Annotated in this window: 14 protein-coding genes; 5 read left to right on the forward strand and 9 right to left on the reverse strand. The window is 63.5% G+C overall.

The window, feature by feature from the left end:
- Positions 1–24 precede the first annotated feature (24 nt).
- Both AC3WMA_RS22490 and asnB read right to left on the reverse strand, forming a co-directional pair.
- Entirely contained in the window at positions 25–972 is a 948-nt protein-coding gene (locus tag AC3WMA_RS22490; RefSeq protein WP_492287556.1) for an NAD-dependent epimerase/dehydratase family protein, read from the reverse strand.
- 25 nt (positions 973–997) lie between these two features.
- Positions 998–2,935, reverse strand: a complete 1,938-nt coding sequence (asnB, locus tag AC3WMA_RS22495; RefSeq protein WP_492287557.1) for an asparagine synthase (glutamine-hydrolyzing) — start codon at positions 2,933–2,935, stop codon at positions 998–1,000.
- A gap of 233 nt (positions 2,936–3,168) precedes the next feature.
- Between asnB and AC3WMA_RS22500 the strand changes: the two genes are divergently transcribed.
- Together AC3WMA_RS22500 and AC3WMA_RS22505 are read left to right on the forward strand one after the other, a co-directional pair.
- On the forward strand, positions 3,169–4,440 hold the full coding sequence (locus tag AC3WMA_RS22500) for a glycosyltransferase (RefSeq protein ID WP_492287558.1): 1,272 nt from the start codon (positions 3,169–3,171) through the stop codon (positions 4,438–4,440).
- 46 nt (positions 4,441–4,486) lie between these two features.
- Positions 4,487–5,683 carry a glycosyltransferase gene (locus AC3WMA_RS22505; protein ID WP_492287559.1) on the forward strand — a complete coding sequence of 399 codons (1,197 nt, stop codon included), beginning with the start codon at positions 4,487–4,489 and terminating at the stop codon, positions 5,681–5,683.
- 21 nt (positions 5,684–5,704) lie between these two features.
- On the opposite strand, the gene AC3WMA_RS22510 is transcribed toward AC3WMA_RS22505, so the two are convergent.
- The 5 genes from AC3WMA_RS22510 to AC3WMA_RS22530 all read right to left on the reverse strand — a co-directional run bounded on the left by AC3WMA_RS22510 (position 5,705) and on the right by AC3WMA_RS22530 (position 11,101).
- Positions 5,705–6,862: a DegT/DnrJ/EryC1/StrS family aminotransferase gene (locus tag AC3WMA_RS22510; RefSeq protein WP_492287560.1), complete on the reverse strand. Its 1,158-nt coding sequence runs from the start codon at positions 6,860–6,862 to the stop codon at positions 5,705–5,707.
- Complete coding sequence (locus AC3WMA_RS22515) at positions 6,862–7,464, reverse strand: acyltransferase (RefSeq protein WP_492287561.1); 603 nt, start codon at positions 7,462–7,464, stop codon at positions 6,862–6,864. The genes AC3WMA_RS22510 and AC3WMA_RS22515 overlap by 1 nt, the downstream gene beginning before the upstream one ends.
- Positions 7,465–7,467: 3 nt before the next feature.
- Positions 7,468–8,406, reverse strand: coding sequence for a Gfo/Idh/MocA family oxidoreductase (locus AC3WMA_RS22520; RefSeq protein WP_492287562.1), 939 nt, complete (start codon positions 8,404–8,406; stop codon positions 7,468–7,470).
- Between the two features lie 36 nt (positions 8,407–8,442).
- Positions 8,443–9,798, reverse strand: a complete 1,356-nt coding sequence (locus AC3WMA_RS22525; RefSeq protein WP_492287563.1) for a nucleotide sugar dehydrogenase — start codon at positions 9,796–9,798, stop codon at positions 8,443–8,445.
- Positions 9,799–10,087: 289 nt separating this feature from the next.
- The gene (locus tag AC3WMA_RS22530; protein WP_492287564.1) at positions 10,088–11,101 is read right to left on the reverse strand and encodes an NAD-dependent epimerase; all 1,014 of its coding nucleotides are present in this window, start codon (positions 11,099–11,101) and stop codon (positions 10,088–10,090) included.
- A gap of 142 nt (positions 11,102–11,243) precedes the next feature.
- Here AC3WMA_RS22530 and AC3WMA_RS22535 point away from each other — a divergent pair, with 142 nt between their 5' ends.
- The gene (locus tag AC3WMA_RS22535) at positions 11,244–12,341 is read left to right on the forward strand and encodes a hypothetical protein (RefSeq protein WP_492287565.1); all 1,098 of its coding nucleotides are present in this window, start codon (positions 11,244–11,246) and stop codon (positions 12,339–12,341) included.
- A 142-nt stretch (positions 12,342–12,483) separates the two neighbouring features.
- Entirely contained in the window at positions 12,484–14,523 is a 2,040-nt protein-coding gene (locus AC3WMA_RS22540) for an NAD(+) synthase (RefSeq protein ID WP_492287566.1), read from the forward strand.
- Positions 14,524–14,570: 47 nt separating this feature from the next.
- Here the strand turns inward: AC3WMA_RS22540 and AC3WMA_RS22545 are convergent, their stop codons facing one another.
- On the reverse strand, positions 14,571–15,461 hold the full coding sequence (locus AC3WMA_RS22545; protein ID WP_492287642.1) for an aminoglycoside phosphotransferase family protein: 891 nt from the start codon (positions 15,459–15,461) through the stop codon (positions 14,571–14,573).
- Positions 15,462–15,546: 85 nt separating this feature from the next.
- On the opposite strand from AC3WMA_RS22545, the gene AC3WMA_RS22550 reads away from it, so the two are divergent.
- Entirely contained in the window at positions 15,547–16,062 is a 516-nt protein-coding gene (locus AC3WMA_RS22550; RefSeq protein WP_492287567.1) for a GNAT family N-acetyltransferase, read from the forward strand.
- Positions 16,063–16,171: 109 nt separating this feature from the next.
- Here AC3WMA_RS22550 and AC3WMA_RS22555 read toward each other — a convergent pair whose 3' ends face one another.
- Positions 16,172–18,022, reverse strand: a complete 1,851-nt coding sequence (locus AC3WMA_RS22555; RefSeq protein ID WP_492287568.1) for an ABC transporter ATP-binding protein — start codon at positions 18,020–18,022, stop codon at positions 16,172–16,174.
- Between the last annotated feature and the right edge of the window lie 13 nt (positions 18,023–18,035).

Raw genomic sequence — 18,035 nt, forward strand, 5'->3', positions numbered from 1 at the left:
TCGCCGGGTCCGTTCCCGCCGGCTTTAGGTCTTGATCGGGGCGCGGGCTTCCTTGAGATGGGTATAGCCGCCGACGACGCCTTCCCTCTCCCAGCGCTCGACCGACAGCCGCGCGATCTCGTCGAGCGGCGTAAACTCGACATCGCCGAAATCGGCGAAGGTGCGCGAGGGGTCGAGCAGGATTGAGGCGGCGTCGTCCGGGCCGAGCGGCTTCACCTCGGGCTCGGGATAGTCGTTGAGCTTCATCGCCTTCACGACGGCGTCATAGAGCTCCTTGATCGCCACGTCCTTTCCGGACGAGAAGTGATAGGTGCCGTTGCCCTTGCCGTTGGCGGCCTGAACGACGACCTTGGCGAGGTCGCCGGCATAGCAGAAGTCGCGGCGGGCCGGCGTGACGAAGCACTTCTTCCCTTCGGCGAGGCGGCCGTAGAAGATCGGCAGCGGGCCGGAGACGTTGCGCGGGCCGATGACGTTGGCAAGACGGAAGGTCACCCAGTCCACGCCCGAGAACTGCACATAGTGCTCGCCCGCGGTCTTCGAGATCGCATAGCTCGAATTCACCGGATCGATCGGGTGATCGAGGGTGATCGGCTGCTGCAGCGGCTTGGTGCCGTAGCAGAGCGCGGTCTGGAAATAGATCAGGCGCCCGACCTTGTGCAGCTTGCAGCCCTTGGCGATGTTGGCGCCGCCAACCGCGTTGACCAGTGCATCGGTCTCCCAGTCCTCCGGGTCCTTGTAGGAGGCGGCGGTGTGCACGACGACGTCGGGCTTGAAGTCGGAGAAGAGCTGGTCGACCAGCTTCCAGTCGGTGATCGAGCCCTCGACCTGGGTCAGGTTCTCCTGAGCGAGCAGGTTGTCATGCCGGCCGGTCGAGAAATTCTCGAGCGACATCACGGTGTCGCCTCGCGCGAGGAACATGTCCGCCGCCGTCGAGCCGACCTGGCCGGAGCCTCCCGTAATGAAAACCTTCATCGTCTAATTCCCGTGAGTGCTGGAGTTACTGGGCCGCGACCTGGGCGGGCTCGACCTCGTCGAGCATGCGCCGGTACGAAGCGGCCCGGTCGTGGAATATCTGTTGCCAGAGCTCGAGGCTGAGCAGCCCCCAAGTCTTGCGCGAGAAGCGCTCGGCCTTGTCGAAATTGGCGAGGATCGCGTCGGAATTGAAGAACTCGCGGTGACGGTTCTTCTGTGTCGCGAAGATATCGGCGACCATGTCCTTGAGTTCGCCCGAGAACCACTCCTTCAGCGGCACGGGGAAACCCATCTTGTCGCGGCGCTGCGCCAGTTCCTGCGGCAGGTCACCGGAGAAGGTCGACTTGATGAAATGCTTCATCTGGCCGCCCTTGAACTTGAGGTCGGCGGGAATGGTCGCGGCGAACTCGACGACGGAATGGTCGAGCAGCGGTACGCGCGATTCCAGCCCGTGCGCCATGGACATCCGGTCCTCGACCTGGAGCAGCGCCGGAAGCAGGCACTTGAAGTCGAAATGCGTCATCGAGTCGAAATAGGCTTCCTTCTTCACATTCCGCTCGGAATTGAAGATGGCCTGGAAGCGCGAAAAGACGCCGGCCCGGTCGAGGGCTGACCAGTCGACCTCGTTCTCCATGTCGGCGGAGCGGTCGATCAAGCGGAAATAGCGCTCGTCCAGCGGGCCGAACAGGCCCTTGGAGAAGAGCTGGCGGATCAGCGGCTTGTATTCCTGCAGCACCGTCAGGTGCGGGATGATCGATTCCGGCGTCACGACGAAATTGCCGTTGCGCTGCGTGCCGTCGATCGATGCCTTGATGGCCTGTTCGAGATAGGCGATCAGATAGCGCGCATAGCCGCCGAATATCTCGTCGCCCCCCTGGCCGCCGAGAACCACCTTGACGTGGCGGGCGGCCAGTTCCGAGACCATGTATTGCGGGAAGGAGCCGGGGCCGCCGACCGGCGTGTCGAGATGGTAGAGCACCTTCTCGATATTGTTGCGGAAGTCGTTCGCCGTGATGTCGATCTGATGCAGCTCGATGCCGCCGTCCCGGCAGGCCGCTTCGGCATAGGCGCTTTCGTCGTAGCCCTCGAATTCGGTGAACTTGCCGTGGAAGCCGATGCGGCCGGAGGCTTCCTCGCGGCCGGCAAGGATGCCGATCAGGCTGGAATCGATGCCGCCGGAGATATAGGCGCCGACCGGCACGTCCGAGCGCAGATGCACGTTGATCGAATCCGTCAGACGGCCCCGCATCTCCTCGCCGAACCAGCGTGGCGTATGGTCAAAGTCGATGTCGTAGTGGACGTCCCAGTAGCGGAAGACCTTGACCTCGCCGTTCTCCACCGTCAGCGCATGGCCTGGGAGCAGCGTCTGCACATGCTTGAACAGCGTGTTCTCGCCGATCGTGTACTGGAAGGTCATGTACTCGGCCAGCGCGTCCGCGTCGGTCGCAATCTCCGGCAGGACCGGCAGCAGGGCCTTCATCTCCGAGGCGAAGTAGAGCACGCCGTCGACGACGGCATAATAGAACGGCTTGATGCCGAAGCGGTCGCGCGCCGCGAAGAAGCGGTCGCCGTCCCAGAGGGCGAAGGCGAACATGCCGCGCAGATGCTGCAGGCAATCGACGCCCCATTTGGCGTAGGCAGCCAGCACGGTCTCGGTGTCGGAAGACGAGCGGAAGGACCAGCCGGCCTTCAGCTCGGCCATCAGCTCGACATAGTTATAGATCTCGCCGTTGAAGCTGATGACGGTGCCGCTATTGCCAACCATCGGCTGGTGGCCTGCAGGCGACAGGTCGATGATGGCGAGGCGGCGATGGGCGAGGCCGCACACATCCGAAGGGGCGCGCCAGAAGCCATGGCCATCCGGTCCACGATGCGCGATCAGCTGATTCATCGCGGCCAGTGCACGGTCGAGCTTCGGCACAGCCTTATGCGCCAGAGAGACGGCTCCCGCGATTCCGCACATTTCGAGACGACTTCCTCAATTCAGGGCACTTGGTCGAGCACAGGCGGATGGCCTTTAACAGCAATGGCTCGCCCTTGTCAGCAACTAGCTGCGCCGGCCTGTGATAATCGCGGCCGCGGGCTGGCAGCTTCGCACCAAGCTGTGCTAAGGCCAACCCAACGGCGCCGAGAAGTTGCAATCCTGACAGAATGATCCTTTCCGCGACCCCTCCTTCCGGCGGGCTGACCATCCTCATGCTCGTGCCGCACGAGCCATCGCTCGACCCGCGGATTCATTATACCGCGGCCGCTCTGGCGAAGCGCCATACGGTAAAGGTGGTTGCCACGACGCGCTCGCGCGACGCGCGCCCGGCAACGCCGGCTGATAGTCGGTATGAATATGAGACCGTGCGCCTGCCTTATACGATGCTGCCCTGGCCTGAGATGGCCTGGCAGGCATTGGCGTTGCCGCAGGCTCCTGGCACAGGCGCGCGCGCGGGCCGCGCGCCGGCCTCGGTGACGGCCAAGGCTTTTCGCTTGTCGCTCTACCGGAGGCTGCGCACGAATGCCGCCTACCTGCTGCAGACGCTAGCCGTGAACCGCACGCTGCAGCGCTACCTGGCTGCCAACCCGATCAAGCCGGACATCATCTTCTGCCATGATCTCTACGTGATGCAGACCGGCGTCTGGCTGAAGGAACAGACCGGCAGCTCGATCGTCTATGACTCTCACGAGTACTACGCGATGCAGTTCGTGCATCCGAGCTTCGTGGCTGCGACGCTCTGGTATGAGCGCAAGCTCGCCGCCCACGCCGATCTGCGCCTGACGGTCAGCCCGCAACTGGCGATCGAGCTGGCGGAGGTTCTGGGGACACAGGCCTTCGAAGCTATTCCCAATGCCGAGCCGCGCCCACCCGCACCGGTCATTCCGTTCCAGAGCCAGATGGCGGCGATGGCGAAGGGGCGCGTCAAATTCCTCTACCAGGGCAATTTCGTCGAAGGCCGTGGACTGGATGATCTGCTGCGCGAATGGGTTGCCGTCGACGGCGAGCGCGCTGCGCTTTTCCTGAGGGGGCCGGAGAATGCCGTTACGGCTGCCCTCAAGCGGCAGGCAGAGCAGCTGAAGCTTCTGGACCGCAGCGTGTATTTCCTGCCGCCGGTCTTCGAATCGGACTTGATCGCGGGAGCGGCGGAAGCCGATATCGGCATCATTCCCTACAAGGGCGATCTGCCATCCTACCGTTTCGCCTGCCCAAACAAGCTGTCGCAATACATGCATGCCGGGCTGGCCATCCTGACTAACGACATCCCGTTCGTGGCCGGCCTGGTGCGCGGCCATGACATCGGCTGGGTCTATGATGTCAATCGTCCGGGCTCGCTTGCGGAAGCTGTCGCGGCCGCCCTCGATGCGCCCGCGCGCGCATCGCGGCGGGAACGAGCAAAAGCGACGGCCGCGACCAGCTATTGCTGGGAGGTCTACGAAGACAGGCTCCTGGACCTGATCGACAAGGTCGCCGCCGAGCGATAACACCGGCCGCATCGCGGGCCGCCGGTCGGACATATCGGAAAACGGAATGAACGAAAGCCGCCTCAGAACGCTGATCCTGGCGCTGATCTATCCCAATCGCGTGTCCTATTACGACGATTGGCGCGACGCCTTCGAGCAGCACCCCGGCTACGATTGCACCGTTCGCAACATCATGACGTTGACGCCGGATCAGCTTCGTCAGGAAATCGACGCGTTCGACGCTGTCATCCTCCTGCATAGCTGCAACAGCGACACGCTCGACTATTTCGCGCCGCTTGCCCCGATTCTGGCCGAGCGCCGTCGGGCCAAGGTCGCGACTTTCGTCGGCAACGAGTTCAATTTCCCCTATGTTTCGACTGCAGAGCGCGTCAGGCTGTTCGCGAAGGCCCGCTGCGACATCGTCGCGACGCAGCTCCTCCAGGAAGCCGGCGATCATCTCTACGCCGCATCGGGCGCCCGCATCGTCTCGATGCCGCATGCCCTGAATCCGGTTGTCTTCACGCCCGGCCCGGAGATGCGCGAGCGCGATATCGGCGTGCGCGGCTACAAATATCCGCCTTATCTCGGCGACGATGACCGCAACACCATGATGCGCTTTTTCACCGAGAACGGAGCGCGCCTGGGGCTGTCGATCGATGTCGGCGAGGACAAGCGCCTCGACCGCGCAGACTGGGCTCGCTTCCTGCAGACCAGCTACGGCACCATCACGACCGAGACCGGCAGTTGGTACATCTCACCCAACGACGAGCTCATCGACCGCATCTACGCCTACCTGAAGAGCAAGCGCAGCGGCATCGTGATCAGCAACGAGAGCCCCTTGCGCCGCGCGGCACGCCACCTGCCGAGCCCGGTCAAGGCCGTGCTCTGGCGCCTGCTGCAGAAGGGGCCGATCGGCTTCGAGGTGCTGGACGACTACAACACCAGCTTCGAGGAGTTGAACGAGGTCTTCTTCAGGCACGAGCCTCGCGCGCCGGCTTATGGCAAGGCCATTTCGTCCCGCCACTTCGATGCGATCGGCACCGGAACCTGCCAGATCGCCTATCGCGGCCGCTTCAACGACATCATGATCGCGGACGAGCATTACCTCGCGCTCGAGCGCGATCTATCCAATGCGGATGCCGTCATCGCCCGCTTCAAGGATCGAGGCGAGCGTTCCCGCATCGCCAGCGCGGCCTACGAGATGGTGATGGCCGGGCACACCTATCGGCATCGCGCCGAGGCGATGCTCGCCTGCCTGACGTGAGCGGCCAGCCGGTGGGTTAGCTCATGCGACCGCGGCCGTCGGCGCGGCCAGAGCCTCCAGGACCTGCGCGATGATGTAGCCTTGCGTCTCTTCGTCGAGATAGGGGTGCATCGGCAGGGCGACGACTTCCTGCGCGACGCGTTCGGAGATCGGCAGGCCGTTCCCGGCAACGGGATAGTGCTTGTAGGCGGTCTGCTGGTGCAGGGGCTTCGGGTAATAGACGGTGGTCGGCACGCCCTTGGCCTTCAGCGCCGCCTGGAAGGCATCGCGGCGGTCGGCGGCGACGCGGATCGTGTACTGGGCCCAGGTCGAGACGCAATCCGCCATGACATGCGGCGTCACGACGACGTCCTTCAGCGCCGCGGTGTAACGCTGCGCCACGACCTGTCGCTTCTCGATCTCCTCGGCATAGATTTTGAGCTTCTCGATCAGCACGGCGGCCTGGATCGTGTCGAGCCGCGAGTTCACGCCGACGCGGACATTGTCGTACTTGTACGAGCCCTTGCCGTGGAAGCGCAGCGACATCAGCAGCGCAGCATGCTCGTCATTGTCGGTGAGAATGGCGCCGCCATCGCCATAGCAACCCAGCGGCTTGGCGGGGAAGAAGCTCGTCGTGGCGAAATCGCCGATCGCGCCGGCGACACGGCCCTTGTAGCGCGCGCCGTAGCCCTGCGCCGAATCCGAGATCAGGACGAGGCCGTTCTGCTTGCAGAAGGTTTCGATCGGCTCGTAGTCGCAGGCCTGCCCGAACAGATCGACGCTGATCAGGGCGCGGGGATTGAGCTTGTGCTGCTTCGCCGTCTCCAGCGCCGCGCCGAGGCTCTTCGGGTCGATATTGTAGGTGGCTTCGTCGATCTCGGCGAAGACGGGCGTCGCGCCCATCCAGGCGACAACCTCGGCGGTTGCGGCGAAGGTGAAGCTCGGGCAGATCACCGCGTCGCCGGGGCCGATGCCGAGCGCTTCGAGCACGAGGATCAGCGCGTCCGTGCCGTTGGCGACGCCGATCGCGTGCTTCGCGCCGCAGAAGGCGGCAAGCCCGGTCTCGAATTGCTGGACCTGCTCGCCGAGGATGTAGTTGCCGTCATGGACGACCTTGAGGATCGCCTCGTCCATCGCCTTGCCGATATGCTGGCGCTGGGCCTTGAGATCGATGAACTCGATCGCGGGACGCTCGCTCATCAGGCAATCTCCTCAAGCTGCTCCGGGCCGGTTTCCCGATAGCGCATTCCAGTCAGCGGGCAGGTCAGATCCGGCCCAAGCCTTTCGCCGGCCTTGCTCATCCAGCCGATCCGGCGCGCCGGAACCCCGGCCATCAGAGCATAGTCGGGCACGTCTTTCGTCACCACCGCGCCGGCGGCAATGAAGCAATAGGCGCCGAGCGTATGGCCGCAGACGATGGTCGCATTGGCCCCGATGCTCGCGCCCTGTTTCACCAGCGTGCGGCGGAACTCGGCCTTGCGGTTCATGAAGGCGCGCGGATTGTTGACGTTGGTGAAGACGCAGGACGGGCCGCAGAACACGTCCGCCTCCAGCTCGACGCCGTCATAAAGCGCGACATTGTTCTGAATCTTGCAGCCGTCGCCGATTGTCACCCGCGGCCCGGCCATCACGTTCTGGCCGAGCACGCAATCCTTGCCGATCGTGGTCTGGCCGAGCACGTGCACGAAATGCCAGATTTTGGTGCCGGCGCCGAGCGTCGCGCCTTCGTCGACATAGGCGCTCTCATGCACGAGAGCGCCCGGGAAACGCGGGTCTTCCCGCATCTGCGACGCGCCGGCCATGCTTTAGCCCTTGAGGTACTTGGCGACGAAAGGATGCGTCTCGCCGGCAGTCACGACCGGCGCATTGCGGAATTGCGAGACGACCTCGATCGAGAAGCGCACGTCTTCCAGCCCATAACCCTTGCCGGCGAGGATTTCCTCGTAGCTGCGGGTATGGAGATCGGTGAAGCCCTCGGAGAACTCGACCTCCTCGCCATCCATGGTGATCGAGCGGTAGGTCGTCTTCTGGCCCTTGACGCTGTCGGGCAGGTCGTTGGCATCGACCGAGAGGAACCAGCGCACATCGGCCTTCTCGTAAGAGAGCAGGCCGCCGGCGCGCTCGCCCTCGCGCAGGTTCGCGGTCTGCGACTGCAGGGGGCCGAAGACATAGGCGAGCATGTCGAAGAAATGGACGCCGATATTGGTGGCGACGCCGCCGGATTTGGAATCGTCGCCCTTCCAGGAGGCGTGATACCAGCGCCCGCGCGAGGTGATGTAGGTCAGGTCGACCGAATGGCGCTCGTTGGAGGCGGCAACACGCTCCTTCAGTGCCTGGATCGCCGGGTGCAGACGCAATTGCAGGATCGTGTTGACCTTGCGGCCCGAGTCGCGCTCGATCTCGATCAACCCGTCGATATTCCAGGGGTTCAGGACCAGCGGCTTCTCGCAGATCACGTCGCTGCCGGCGCGCAGGCCGAAGCGGATATGGGCGTCGTGCAGGTAGTTCGGCGAGCAGATCGCGACATAGTCGATGCGCTCGTCGCGGCGGCGCAGCTTGTCGACATGGCGGTCGAAGCGCTCGAACTCAGTGAAGAAATGCGCCTGCGGGAAATGGCTGTCGATGATCCCTACGGAATCGTTGGGATCGAAAGCGACCTTCAGGTCGCCGCCCACGGCCTTGATGGCCTTCATATGGCGCGGCGCGATATAGCCGGCGGCACCGATCAGTGCGAATGACGTCATGGCGTTGGTCTCTGGCGTTTCCCGGGGCGTCGCGGCTCAGGCCTTGACGATATTATCGCCGGTCAGGCCGGCTTTGGCGCAGGCATTGCGCGTATCGACGATGAGGCGTGAGGCAGCGACGAGCGCCTTGTAATCGACCGCGTCATGGTCCGTCGCGATCAGCACGGCGTCATAGCCCTTGATCGTCTCCGGCGAAAGCGCGACCGAGGCACGGCCGGTCAAGTTGGCATGCTCGCGGGTCGGCGGGATCACCGGCACGTGCGGGTCGTGGTAATCGGCCTTGGCGCCGCGCTCCTCGAGCAATTCGATCAGGCGCAGCGAGGGGCTCTCGCGCATGTCGTCGATGTTCTTCTTGTAGGCTATGCCCATTACCAGGATCTTCGCCTTGCTCAGGCCACGGCCCTGCTGGCGGTCGAGCGCCTCGGCGATCCGGTCGACCACCCAATGCGGCATCGCGGTGTTGATCTGGCCGGCGAGCTCGATGAAGCGGGTGGTGACGTCGAACTCGCGGGCTTTCCAGGTCAGGTAGAACGGGTCGATCGGGATGCAGTGCCCGCCGAGGCCGGGGCCCGGATAGAACGGCATGAAGCCGAAGGGCTTGGTCTTGGCGGCGTCGATCACCTCCCAGACATCGATGCCCATCTTGCCGTAGATCACCTTGAGCTCGTTCACGAGCGCGATGTTGACGGCGCGGAAGATGTTCTCGGTCAGCTTGACGGCCTCGGCCGTGGCCGAGGACGAGACCGGCACGGTCTTGACCACGAGCGCGCCATAGACCGCATTGGCCAGCTCCAGCGCGTCAGCGCCGTCGCCGCCGACGACCTTCGGGATGGTCGAGGTGCCGAAATCCGGATTGCCGGGGTCTTCGCGCTCGGGCGAGAAGGCGAGGTAGAAGTCGACGCCGCTCTTCAGGCCGGTCTTCTCGAAGATCGGGCGCATGATTTCGTCGGTCGTGCCGGGCCAGGTCGTCGATTCCAGGACCACGAGATGGCCCTTGCGCAGGCGCGGCGCGATCGCGCGGGCCGTCGCCTCGACATAGCTGAGATCGGGCTCGCGATGCTTGGTCAAAGGGGTCGGCACGGCGATGATGATGGCGTCGACGTCGCGTAGCTCGTCGAAATCGGTGGTGGCGCGGAAGCGCTCTTCCTTGATCGCAGCGGTGATCGCGGCGGTCGGGATATGCTTGATGAAGCTCTCGCCGCGGTTGATCTGCGCGACGCGCTTGGCATCAATGTCGAAGCCGACGACCTGGAAGCCCGCGTTGCAGGCAGTCAGCGCCAGCGGGATGCCGACATAGCCGAGACCGATGATGCCGATCCGGTACTGCCTGCCGGCGATACGGGGGAGGAGATCGGTCAAGCTTCCGCTTTTGCCGGCGTCGGTTTGGGCCATTGAGAACTTCCGCGAAACGGTGACTTCGGATGAGAGGGCGATCTGAGCCGAGGCATTGCTCCAAGGTCGGGAGAAGTCAACCGGTGGACTTGCCCCGAGTGCCCGTACCTCCCCATACGACGGACTCAAATTTGAAAATAGAGGAATTCGTGGGTGCTCGTGAACAGCGTCACGCAGACGGCGATGCCGAAGCCCATCGCGATGCCCCGGGTCCGGCCCGGCTGCCGGTGCAAGGAACCGAAGCGGCCGAGACGCGTGATCCCGGCCCTCCGCCCTGCGGGCTGCCGTGCTACGCTCCGTGATACTCCCTGAACCAGCCGATGAAGCGGCTGATCCCGTCCTCGATCGTGGTTTCGGGTCGGAAGCCAACCGCAGCCTCAAGATCGGCAACGTCGGCATAGGTGGCCGGCACGTCGCCCGGTTGCATCGGCAGGAACTCCTTGATGGCATTCTTGCCGAGCGCGCGCTCGATCTGCTCGACCACGTACATGAGTTCGACGGGGCTGGAGTTCCCGATGTTGAAGACGCGCCAGGGAGCGTAGCTCGTCGCCGGATCGGGGTTGTCTCCGGACCAAGCCGGGTTCCCCGGAGGAACCTTTGGAACTAGCCGGACGATGGCCTCGACGATGTCGTCGACATAGGTGAAGTCACGTCGCATCTGGCCGTTGTTGAACAGTCGGATCGGCTGGTCTGCGAGGATCGCCTTGGCGAAGAGCCACATCGCCATGTCCGGCCGCCCCCATGGCCCGTAGACGGTGAAGAAGCGCAACCCTGTCGATGGCAGCTTGAAGAGATGCGCATAGGTATGCGCCATCAACTCGTTGGCCTTCTTGGTCGCGGCATAGAGGCTGATCGGATGGTCGACCGAGGCTGAGGTGCTGAACGGCAGCTTCGTGTTGGCACCGTAGACGGAGGAGGACGAGGCGTAGATCAGGTGCTCGCAGCCGTTATGGCGGCAGCCTTCCAGGATGTTCTCAAATCCCCGGATATTCGAGTCGATATAGACGTCCGGATGACTGAGCGAATACCGCACGCCGGCCTGGGCCGCGAGATGAACCACGCGGGTGAAGCGCTCCCGCTCGAACAGGCCGGCGATGCCGGCGCGATCGGCGAGATCGAGGCGTTCGAAGCGGAAGCCGGCCTGCTGATGTAGGATCGCAAGGCGACCGTCCTTGATCCGGGTATCATAATAGTCGTTGACGTTGTCGAGGCCGACGACGGACCAGCCCGCCGCCAGCAGGCGCTTGGCGACATGGAAGCCGATGAAACCGGCGCAGCCCGTGACGAGTATCTTCTTTGGCATGGCGTTCATCTGTGAGAATTTGCGGGCCGGGTCAAGCTGTCGGTATGGCTTGCGTCGGTGCAGATCTTGCTATTGGACACGGTTGTGAAGTGCTTCCCTTGGCGGATCTGGTTTCGCATAGGCTGTACCGAGGATGGGTTCGATGACGGATGGCGCGGCCCGCGACTATCGGAGGTTCTTGGCCGCTTTCCTGGCAACCTTGGTGCTGTCGGCTGTGGGAATGGCGGCGTTCAATTATGTCATCGATCCGTTTCAATATTATCGGGCTGCGACGCTGTATAAGCCCGCCTTGTGGAACGGGATGCAGCGCTATCAGAACGCCGGCCTTGCCCGCAATTTCGCCGAGGACACGGTCGTTGTGGGCTCATCCGTGACGGAGAATTTCCTGTTGCGCGACATCCGCGCGCTTTGGGGCAAGCCAGCGACCAAGCTTTCGATTTCAGGCTCGACGGCTCATGAACAATATCTCGTCCTGCGGGCCGCCCTGCGGACCGGGCGTGTCAAAAATGTCTTCTGGGGTCTCGATACTAGCGCCTTCCATGTCGCGCCGGACGCTGTCCGGGACGATCAGGCGCCTTTCCCATGGTATATGTATCGGGACGGACCTGTCCCCAATGTCGAGTACTTGCTTGCGCTCGGCACGTCCCGCCTGTCGATCGCTGTGCTCAGGGGGCGCGGGGAGACGGATTTCGACGCCTACCAGACTTGGTACGACAAGTTCGAGTTCGGCCCTGCCGTCACCGTCAAGGCCTGGGGTGGAACCTGCGGCAGCTTCAAGGAGAAATATGTCGAGGCCGCTCGTCCTCTGTCGCGCGATCTCGTGGAGAACCGCGAACGCTCGATCCAGCGGAATCTCGTCGATCTCATCCGATCTCATCCCGATGTCCGGTTCCACCTCTTTCTGCCGCCCCTGGCGACATTGAATTATGTTCCTGCTGCCAGCCGGTTCTTTCCGGTCCATTTGCCTTTCCGGGTACGGCTGGCGGAAGAGGTTCTCGGCTTCCAGAACGTCGCTTTTTTCGATTTCCAGGCGGATAGGTCGATTTCTGACGATCTGACGCGCTTCAAGGACCCGTTGCATTTCGATCTTGCGACAACGCGCCAGATCATCACTGGGATCCGGGATGACCGGCACCGGGTCAGATCGGTCGCCGAGATGGCCGCCAACAATCGAGCATTGATCGATTTCGCTAATGCCTATGATCTCTGTGCCGATGGAAAAACTCTCCCGGGATCCTGAGGACCGGAAGCTCCCCACTCTCGATCATCTCCTGAGTCTTGGCGGAGGGGGGCGGTCCACCGCCTGGAGCCTTGCCCGGCAGGTGCCGTCTGCGCGATAAGCGATGCGCCGCAGCTGCGGCATGCGGCTTAACGGAGTCTCGATGAGTTTCCGCAACATCCACGCCCACGGTCTCGTGCGCATCGCCTGCGCCGCGCCGCGGCTCAAGGTGGCCGATCCGGCCTTCAACGTCGCCGAGACCATCGCCATGTTGCGCCGGGCGGATGAAAGCTCCGCTTCGCTCTGCCTGTTCCCGGAACTCGGTATCAGCGCCTATGCCATCGATGACCTGCTCCAGCAGAATGCACTGCTCGATGCGGTGAACGATGCGCTGGCCCTGCTCGTCCAGGAAAGCCGCAGCCTGCGCTGCGTCGCCGTGGTCGGCGCGCCGCTGCGCGTCGAGGGGCGATTGTTCAACTGCGCGATCGCGATCCATCGCGGGCGCATCCTCGCTGCCGTCCCGAAGACCTATCTGCCGAACTACCGCGAGTTCTATGAGCGCCGCCAGTTCGCCTCGGGCGAGCGCGCTAGCGCCCTCTATATCGACCTCTGCGGTCAGGAAGTGGCGTTCGGCACCGATATCCTGCTGACGGCAAGCGATATCCCGGATTTCGTCGTCCATATGGAAATCTGCGAGGATGTCTGGACGCCGATCCCGCCCTCGTCCTATGCCGCGCTCGCTGGCGCGACGCTGCTGCTCAACCTCTCGGCGTCCAACGTCACCATCGGCAAGTCGGACTGGCGCCATGCACTCTGCAAGGCCCATTCGGGGCGCTGCATCGCGGCCTATGCCTATTCAGCCGCCGGAACCGGTGAATCGACCACCGACCTCGCCTGGGACGGGCAGGCGATGATCTATGAGAACGGCGCGCTCCTGGCCGAGGCCCAGCGCTTCGCCGCCGAGCCGCAGCTCATCCTCGCTGATATCGATCTGGAACGCTTGGCGATGGACCGCATCCGCCAGAACACCTTCGGCGATAGCGCCGATCTCAACCGCGACCGGCTCGGCTTCCGTCGCATCGCCTTCGCACTGCAACCGGACCGTGACAGCGATCTCGGCCTCGCCCGCGAGGTCGATCGCTTCCCCTTCGTACCGAACGACGACGCAAGGCTGAGCGAGCTCTGCTTCGAGGCCTACAACATCCAGTCGCACGGACTGCGCAAGCGGCTGGAGAGCACGCGGCTTGACAAGGTCGTGATCGGCGTTTCCGGCGGCCTCGATTCGACGCAGGCCCTGATCGTCGCGGCGCACACTTTCGACGCGCTTGGCCTGCCCCGCGAAAACATCCTCGCCTATACATTGCCCGCCTTCGCGACGAGCAAGGATACCAAGGACAATGCCTGGCGCCTGATGCGCTCCCTCGGCGTCAGCGCCGAAGAGATCGACATGACGCCGGCCTGCCGGCAGATGCTGGTCGATATCGGCCATCCCTTCGCGAAGGGCGAGCCGGTCTACGACATCACCTTCGAGAACGTGCAGGCGGGCGCGCGCACCTCCGTGCTCTTCCGCCTCGCCAACCGGCACAATGGCTTGGTGATGGGCACCGGCGACCTTTCGGAGCTGGCGCTCGGTTGGTGCACCTACGGCGTCGGCGATCACATGTCGCATTACAACGTCAACGGCTCCGTCCCGAAGACGCTGATCCAGCATCTGATCCGCTGGGTCGCCCAGTCCGGCCGCTTCGGCGCGGAGGCCTCGGATGTGATGCTCGACATCCTCGCGACCGAGATCTCGCCGGAGCTGGTGCCGGGCGACGGCGACAAGCCGGCGCAGAAGACCGAGGATTTCGTCGGCCCCTATGCGCTGCAGGATTTCAACCTGTTCTACACGACGCGCTACGGCTTCCGCCCGAGCAAGATCGCCTTCCTCTCCGAACATGCATGGCGCGATGCCGGGGCAGGAGACTGGCCGCCGAACATGGAAGCGAGCAAGCGCGTCGCCTATGACTTGCCCGTGATCAAGCGCTGGCTCGGCGTCTTCATCCGGCGATTCTTCGAGACCAGCCAGTTCAAGCGCTCGGCCGTGCCGAACGGTCCGAAAGTGTCATCCGGCGGCTCGCTCTCGCCGCGGGGCGACTGGAGGGCGCCGAGCGATGCCTCGGCCGCGCCGTGGCTGAAGGATTGGGAGCGGATTCCGGATTGATGCCGGGAGCTTGGGTTGTTAGGTCGCCTGTCGACCCATTGCGGACGTTAAGCCAGGATGGATTTGCGGTGGTCCGCTATGACCTCAGCTATGGTCTTGCGCGCTTTTTCTATCGACAGATAACTTCCATCCCCTCTTGCGACGGCAATGAGAGCCTTCCAGAGCGCCCATCCGCGAGCGCGCCTCCACGTATCGTCGTCGAACGGAAGCTCAGCACGGAACGCGGCACGGCTATCGTCGGAAAATTCCGTCCAAGCGATCACTAGGTCGCAGGCAGGGTCCCCTACTGCCGAACTTCCGAAATCGATTACCGCGCTGAGGACGCCATTCTTAATCAGCAGATTGCCCGAAGCGATATCACCGTGAATCCATAACGGTTGCCGGGACCATTCCGAGGAGAGCGCCGCGGTCCATATTTCGGCAGCGGTGTCCGTATCAACTCTTCCGGGGAGTGCAGACAGAGCTGCCTGAGTTTCCGCGTTATAGATAGCAAGACAACCGCCACGATGAAAGTTGTGGCTCCCCGCCGCGGGTCCGTCAGTCGCGTCGACACGGTGCAGTGCAGCCAGAAAGTGGGCCAACGAGCGGGCGAACGCGGAGAGGTCAGTGATCGAGCTTGTCGCGGCCGATTGCCCCTCCAGCCATCGATAAATTGACCACGGCCAAGGATACTCTTCGACCGGCATGCCCATCGCCAACGGGACCGGAATGGGGAGCGGGAGCTGTGGGGCGAGCTTTGGCAGCCAGCGGTGCTCCTTCTCGACTTGCGCGGCATAGCGTTCCGCGCTCGGCAAACGAACGGAAAGCTCCTGACCGAGCCGAAAGGTTCGATTGTCCCAGCCTCCCGGCTGAACCGCCTCCAACTGCATCGTGGCGTATTGCGGAAACTGGCTTTCGATTAGCCTCTTGACCAGATCAACATTGATATCCACGGGCAAACGTCCATTGAGGCTGTGCAGCGACCTTCCAATAGCACGGACTTCGGCTTTCGGGCCGTTGCGGACCTTGCAAAGCAGTGGCTCTATGGGCGCCATGATCCCAAAATTGGAAGCAAACATAGAGCCCATTTCCGCAGAGCATATCGAAGGCTTCCATGCCGTATTCGATGCTGTGGCTCGCGAACGGCGTTTTCTAACCTTTCTTGAAGCACCGCCGTTGGCCGATACTCGCCACTTCGTGCTGAACGGCTTGGCGAGAGGCAACCCCCACTTCATCGCTCTGGTGAGTCGAAAGGTGATTGGCTGGTGCGACATTGTCCGGCACGGTTTCCCCTCTCACTCCCATCGTGGGTCGCTCGGAATGGGGTTACTATCGCAATATCGAGGTGCGGGGATCGGAGCCCTTCTTATCGAGGCCGCTCTCCAGAAGGCTTGGAAAAGCGATTTTACGCGGGTCGAACTTAGTGTTCATGCGGATAATAGTTCCGCACTAGCTCTCTATGAACGGTTTGGCTTCGTGCGTGAGGGATTGGTTCGAGACGCATTCCAGGTTGACGGTGTGTATCGCGACGCTGTCTCCATGGCGATCATTCGCCGGTAGTCCGAACTACCGCAGGCGTCCGCTTCCGACCCGTCTCCAATATCCCCTGCGCCCAACAAAAAAACCCGCGGCTGGCGCCGCGGGCTGATCGTTTCAGGTTTCGGACGGCTCAGGCCGCGATCGCGGCCGGGTCCTTCTTCTCCCATTCCTCGCCCCAGATCATCACGGCATGGCCCGGCGAGACCTCGCGATACTGGCGCACCGGCGGCACGTAGTCGGCCGGGCGGACGGGGCTCTTGATCTCGTCGTTCGAGACCGGGCGCTTCTGCAGGCGACGGGCCGGATCGGCGATCGGAACCGCCGCCAGAAGGCGCTTGGTGTAGGGGTGCTGCGGGTTCTGGAAGATCGACTCGCGCGGGCCGATCTCGACGATCTCGCCGAGATACATCACCGCGACGCGATGGCTGACGCGCTCCACCACCGCCATGTCGTGCGAGATGAAGAGATAGCCCAGGCCCATGCGGGCCTGCAGGTCCAGCATCAGGTTCACCACCTGCGCCTTCACCGAAACGTCGAGCGCGGAGACCGCCTCGTCCGCCACGATCAGGCGCGGCTCGACCGCGAGCGCACGCGCGATGCAGATGCGCTGGCGCTGGCCGCCCGAGAACTCGTGCGGGAAGCGGTTGGCCATCTCCGGCTGCAGGCCGACGCGCTTGAGCAGGTCGGCGACCTTGTCGCGCGCTTCGTTGCGCGTGGCGAGGTTGTTGATCAGCAGCGGCTCGGCGACGGCGGTGCCCACGTTCATGCGCGGGTTCAGCGAGGCGAACGGGTCCTGGAAGATCATTTGCATGCGCTTGCGCTGCTCGCGCAGGTCATGCTGGTTGAGCTTCAGCACGTCGACGCCGTCGAGCAGCACCGAACCGGCAAGCGGCTCGATCAGGCGCATCACCGAGCGGCCGGTGGTCGACTTGCCGCAGCCGGATTCGCCAACCAGCGCCAGCGTCTCGCCGGCCTTCAGGCTGAACGAAACGTTCTCGACCGCATGCACCCGGCCCCGGACCGAGGAGAGCAGGCCGCCACGGATCTCGAAGCGGGTCGTGAGGCCGGCAACCTCGAGCACCGGGCGCTCGGCCGCCTGGACGGTGTCGGGCGTCTCGGTCGGGATGTCGGACTCGCCGGTATTGCGGTCGACGACCGGGAAGCGCATCGGGCGCCCCTTTCCGATCATCGAGCCGAGGCGCGGCACCGCCGAGATCAGCGCCTTGGTATAGGGCTTCTTCGGGCTGGCGAAGATGTCCTCGGTCGCGCCGGTCTCGACCTCATCGCCGTTATACATCACGACCGTGCGGTCGGCGATTTCGGCGACGACGCCCATGTCGTGGGTGATGAAGAGGACGGACATGCCTTCCTCCTCCTGCAGCGTCTTGATCAGCTCCAGCGTTTGCGCCTGGATGGTCACGTCGAGCGCGGTGGTCGGCTCGTCGGCGATCAGGAGCTTCGGCTTGCAGGCCAGCGCCATCGCGATCATCACGCGCTGACGCATGCCTCCCGAGAAGCGGTGCGGATACTCGTGGAAGCGCGACTTCGCCGCGGGAATGCGAACCTTCTCGAGCAGGCGGATCGTCTCGGCCTCGGCCTCCGAGCGCGACAGGCCACGGTGCAGGATCAGGGCTTCAGCGATCTGAAAGCCGATGGTCAGCACCGGGTTCAGCGAGGTCATCGGCTCCTGGAAGATCATCGCGATCTCGTTGCCGCGGATATGGCGCATTTCCGAATCCGGCAGGGTCAGGAGTTCCTTGCCGTTGAGCTTGATCGAGCCTTCGATCTTGCTGGAGCCGGGCGGGGTCAGGCGCATGATCGACAGCGCGGTCACGCTCTTGCCGGAGCCGGATTCGCCGACGACCGCGAGCGTCTCCTTCGGCTTGATGTCGAAGGAGAGGTTGCGGACGACCGACTTCCACTGGCCTTCGACCCGGAAGGAGGTCGTGAGGTTCGAGACGGTCAGGATCGGTGAGGTCATGGCTAGTCCTTCC

The sequence above is a fragment of the Allobosea sp. FW305-C-101 genome (assembly GCF_058783685.1).

Bases quoted from the DNA above. Each gene is read 5' to 3' on its own strand.
- AC3WMA_RS22515 (WP_492287561.1), bottom strand. From the start codon at position 7,464: ATGGCCGGCGCGTCGCAGATGCGGGAAGACCCGCGTTTCCCGGGCGCT.
- AC3WMA_RS22530 (WP_492287564.1), bottom strand. From the start codon at position 11,101: ATGCCAAAGAAGATACTCGTCACGGGCTGCGCCGGTTTCATCGGCTTC.
- AC3WMA_RS22505 (WP_492287559.1), top strand. From the start codon at position 4,487: ATGAACGAAAGCCGCCTCAGAACGCTGATCCTGGCGCTGATCTATCCC.
- AC3WMA_RS22535 (WP_492287565.1), top strand. From the start codon at position 11,244: ATGACGGATGGCGCGGCCCGCGACTATCGGAGGTTCTTGGCCGCTTTC.
- AC3WMA_RS22490 (WP_492287556.1), bottom strand. From the start codon at position 972: ATGAAGGTTTTCATTACGGGAGGCTCCGGCCAGGTCGGCTCGACGGCG.
- AC3WMA_RS22540 (WP_492287566.1), top strand. From the start codon at position 12,484: ATGAGTTTCCGCAACATCCACGCCCACGGTCTCGTGCGCATCGCCTGC.
- AC3WMA_RS22555 (WP_492287568.1), bottom strand. From the start codon at position 18,022: ATGACCTCACCGATCCTGACCGTCTCGAACCTCACGACCTCCTTCCGG.
- AC3WMA_RS22550 (WP_492287567.1), top strand. From the start codon at position 15,547: ATGGGCGCCATGATCCCAAAATTGGAAGCAAACATAGAGCCCATTTCC.
- AC3WMA_RS22525 (WP_492287563.1), bottom strand. From the start codon at position 9,798: ATGGCCCAAACCGACGCCGGCAAAAGCGGAAGCTTGACCGATCTCCTC.
- AC3WMA_RS22510 (WP_492287560.1), bottom strand. From the start codon at position 6,862: ATGAGCGAGCGTCCCGCGATCGAGTTCATCGATCTCAAGGCCCAGCGC.
- asnB (WP_492287557.1), bottom strand. From the start codon at position 2,935: ATGTGCGGAATCGCGGGAGCCGTCTCTCTGGCGCATAAGGCTGTGCCG.
- AC3WMA_RS22500 (WP_492287558.1), top strand. From the start codon at position 3,169: ATGCTCGTGCCGCACGAGCCATCGCTCGACCCGCGGATTCATTATACC.
- AC3WMA_RS22520 (WP_492287562.1), bottom strand. From the start codon at position 8,406: ATGACGTCATTCGCACTGATCGGTGCCGCCGGCTATATCGCGCCGCGC.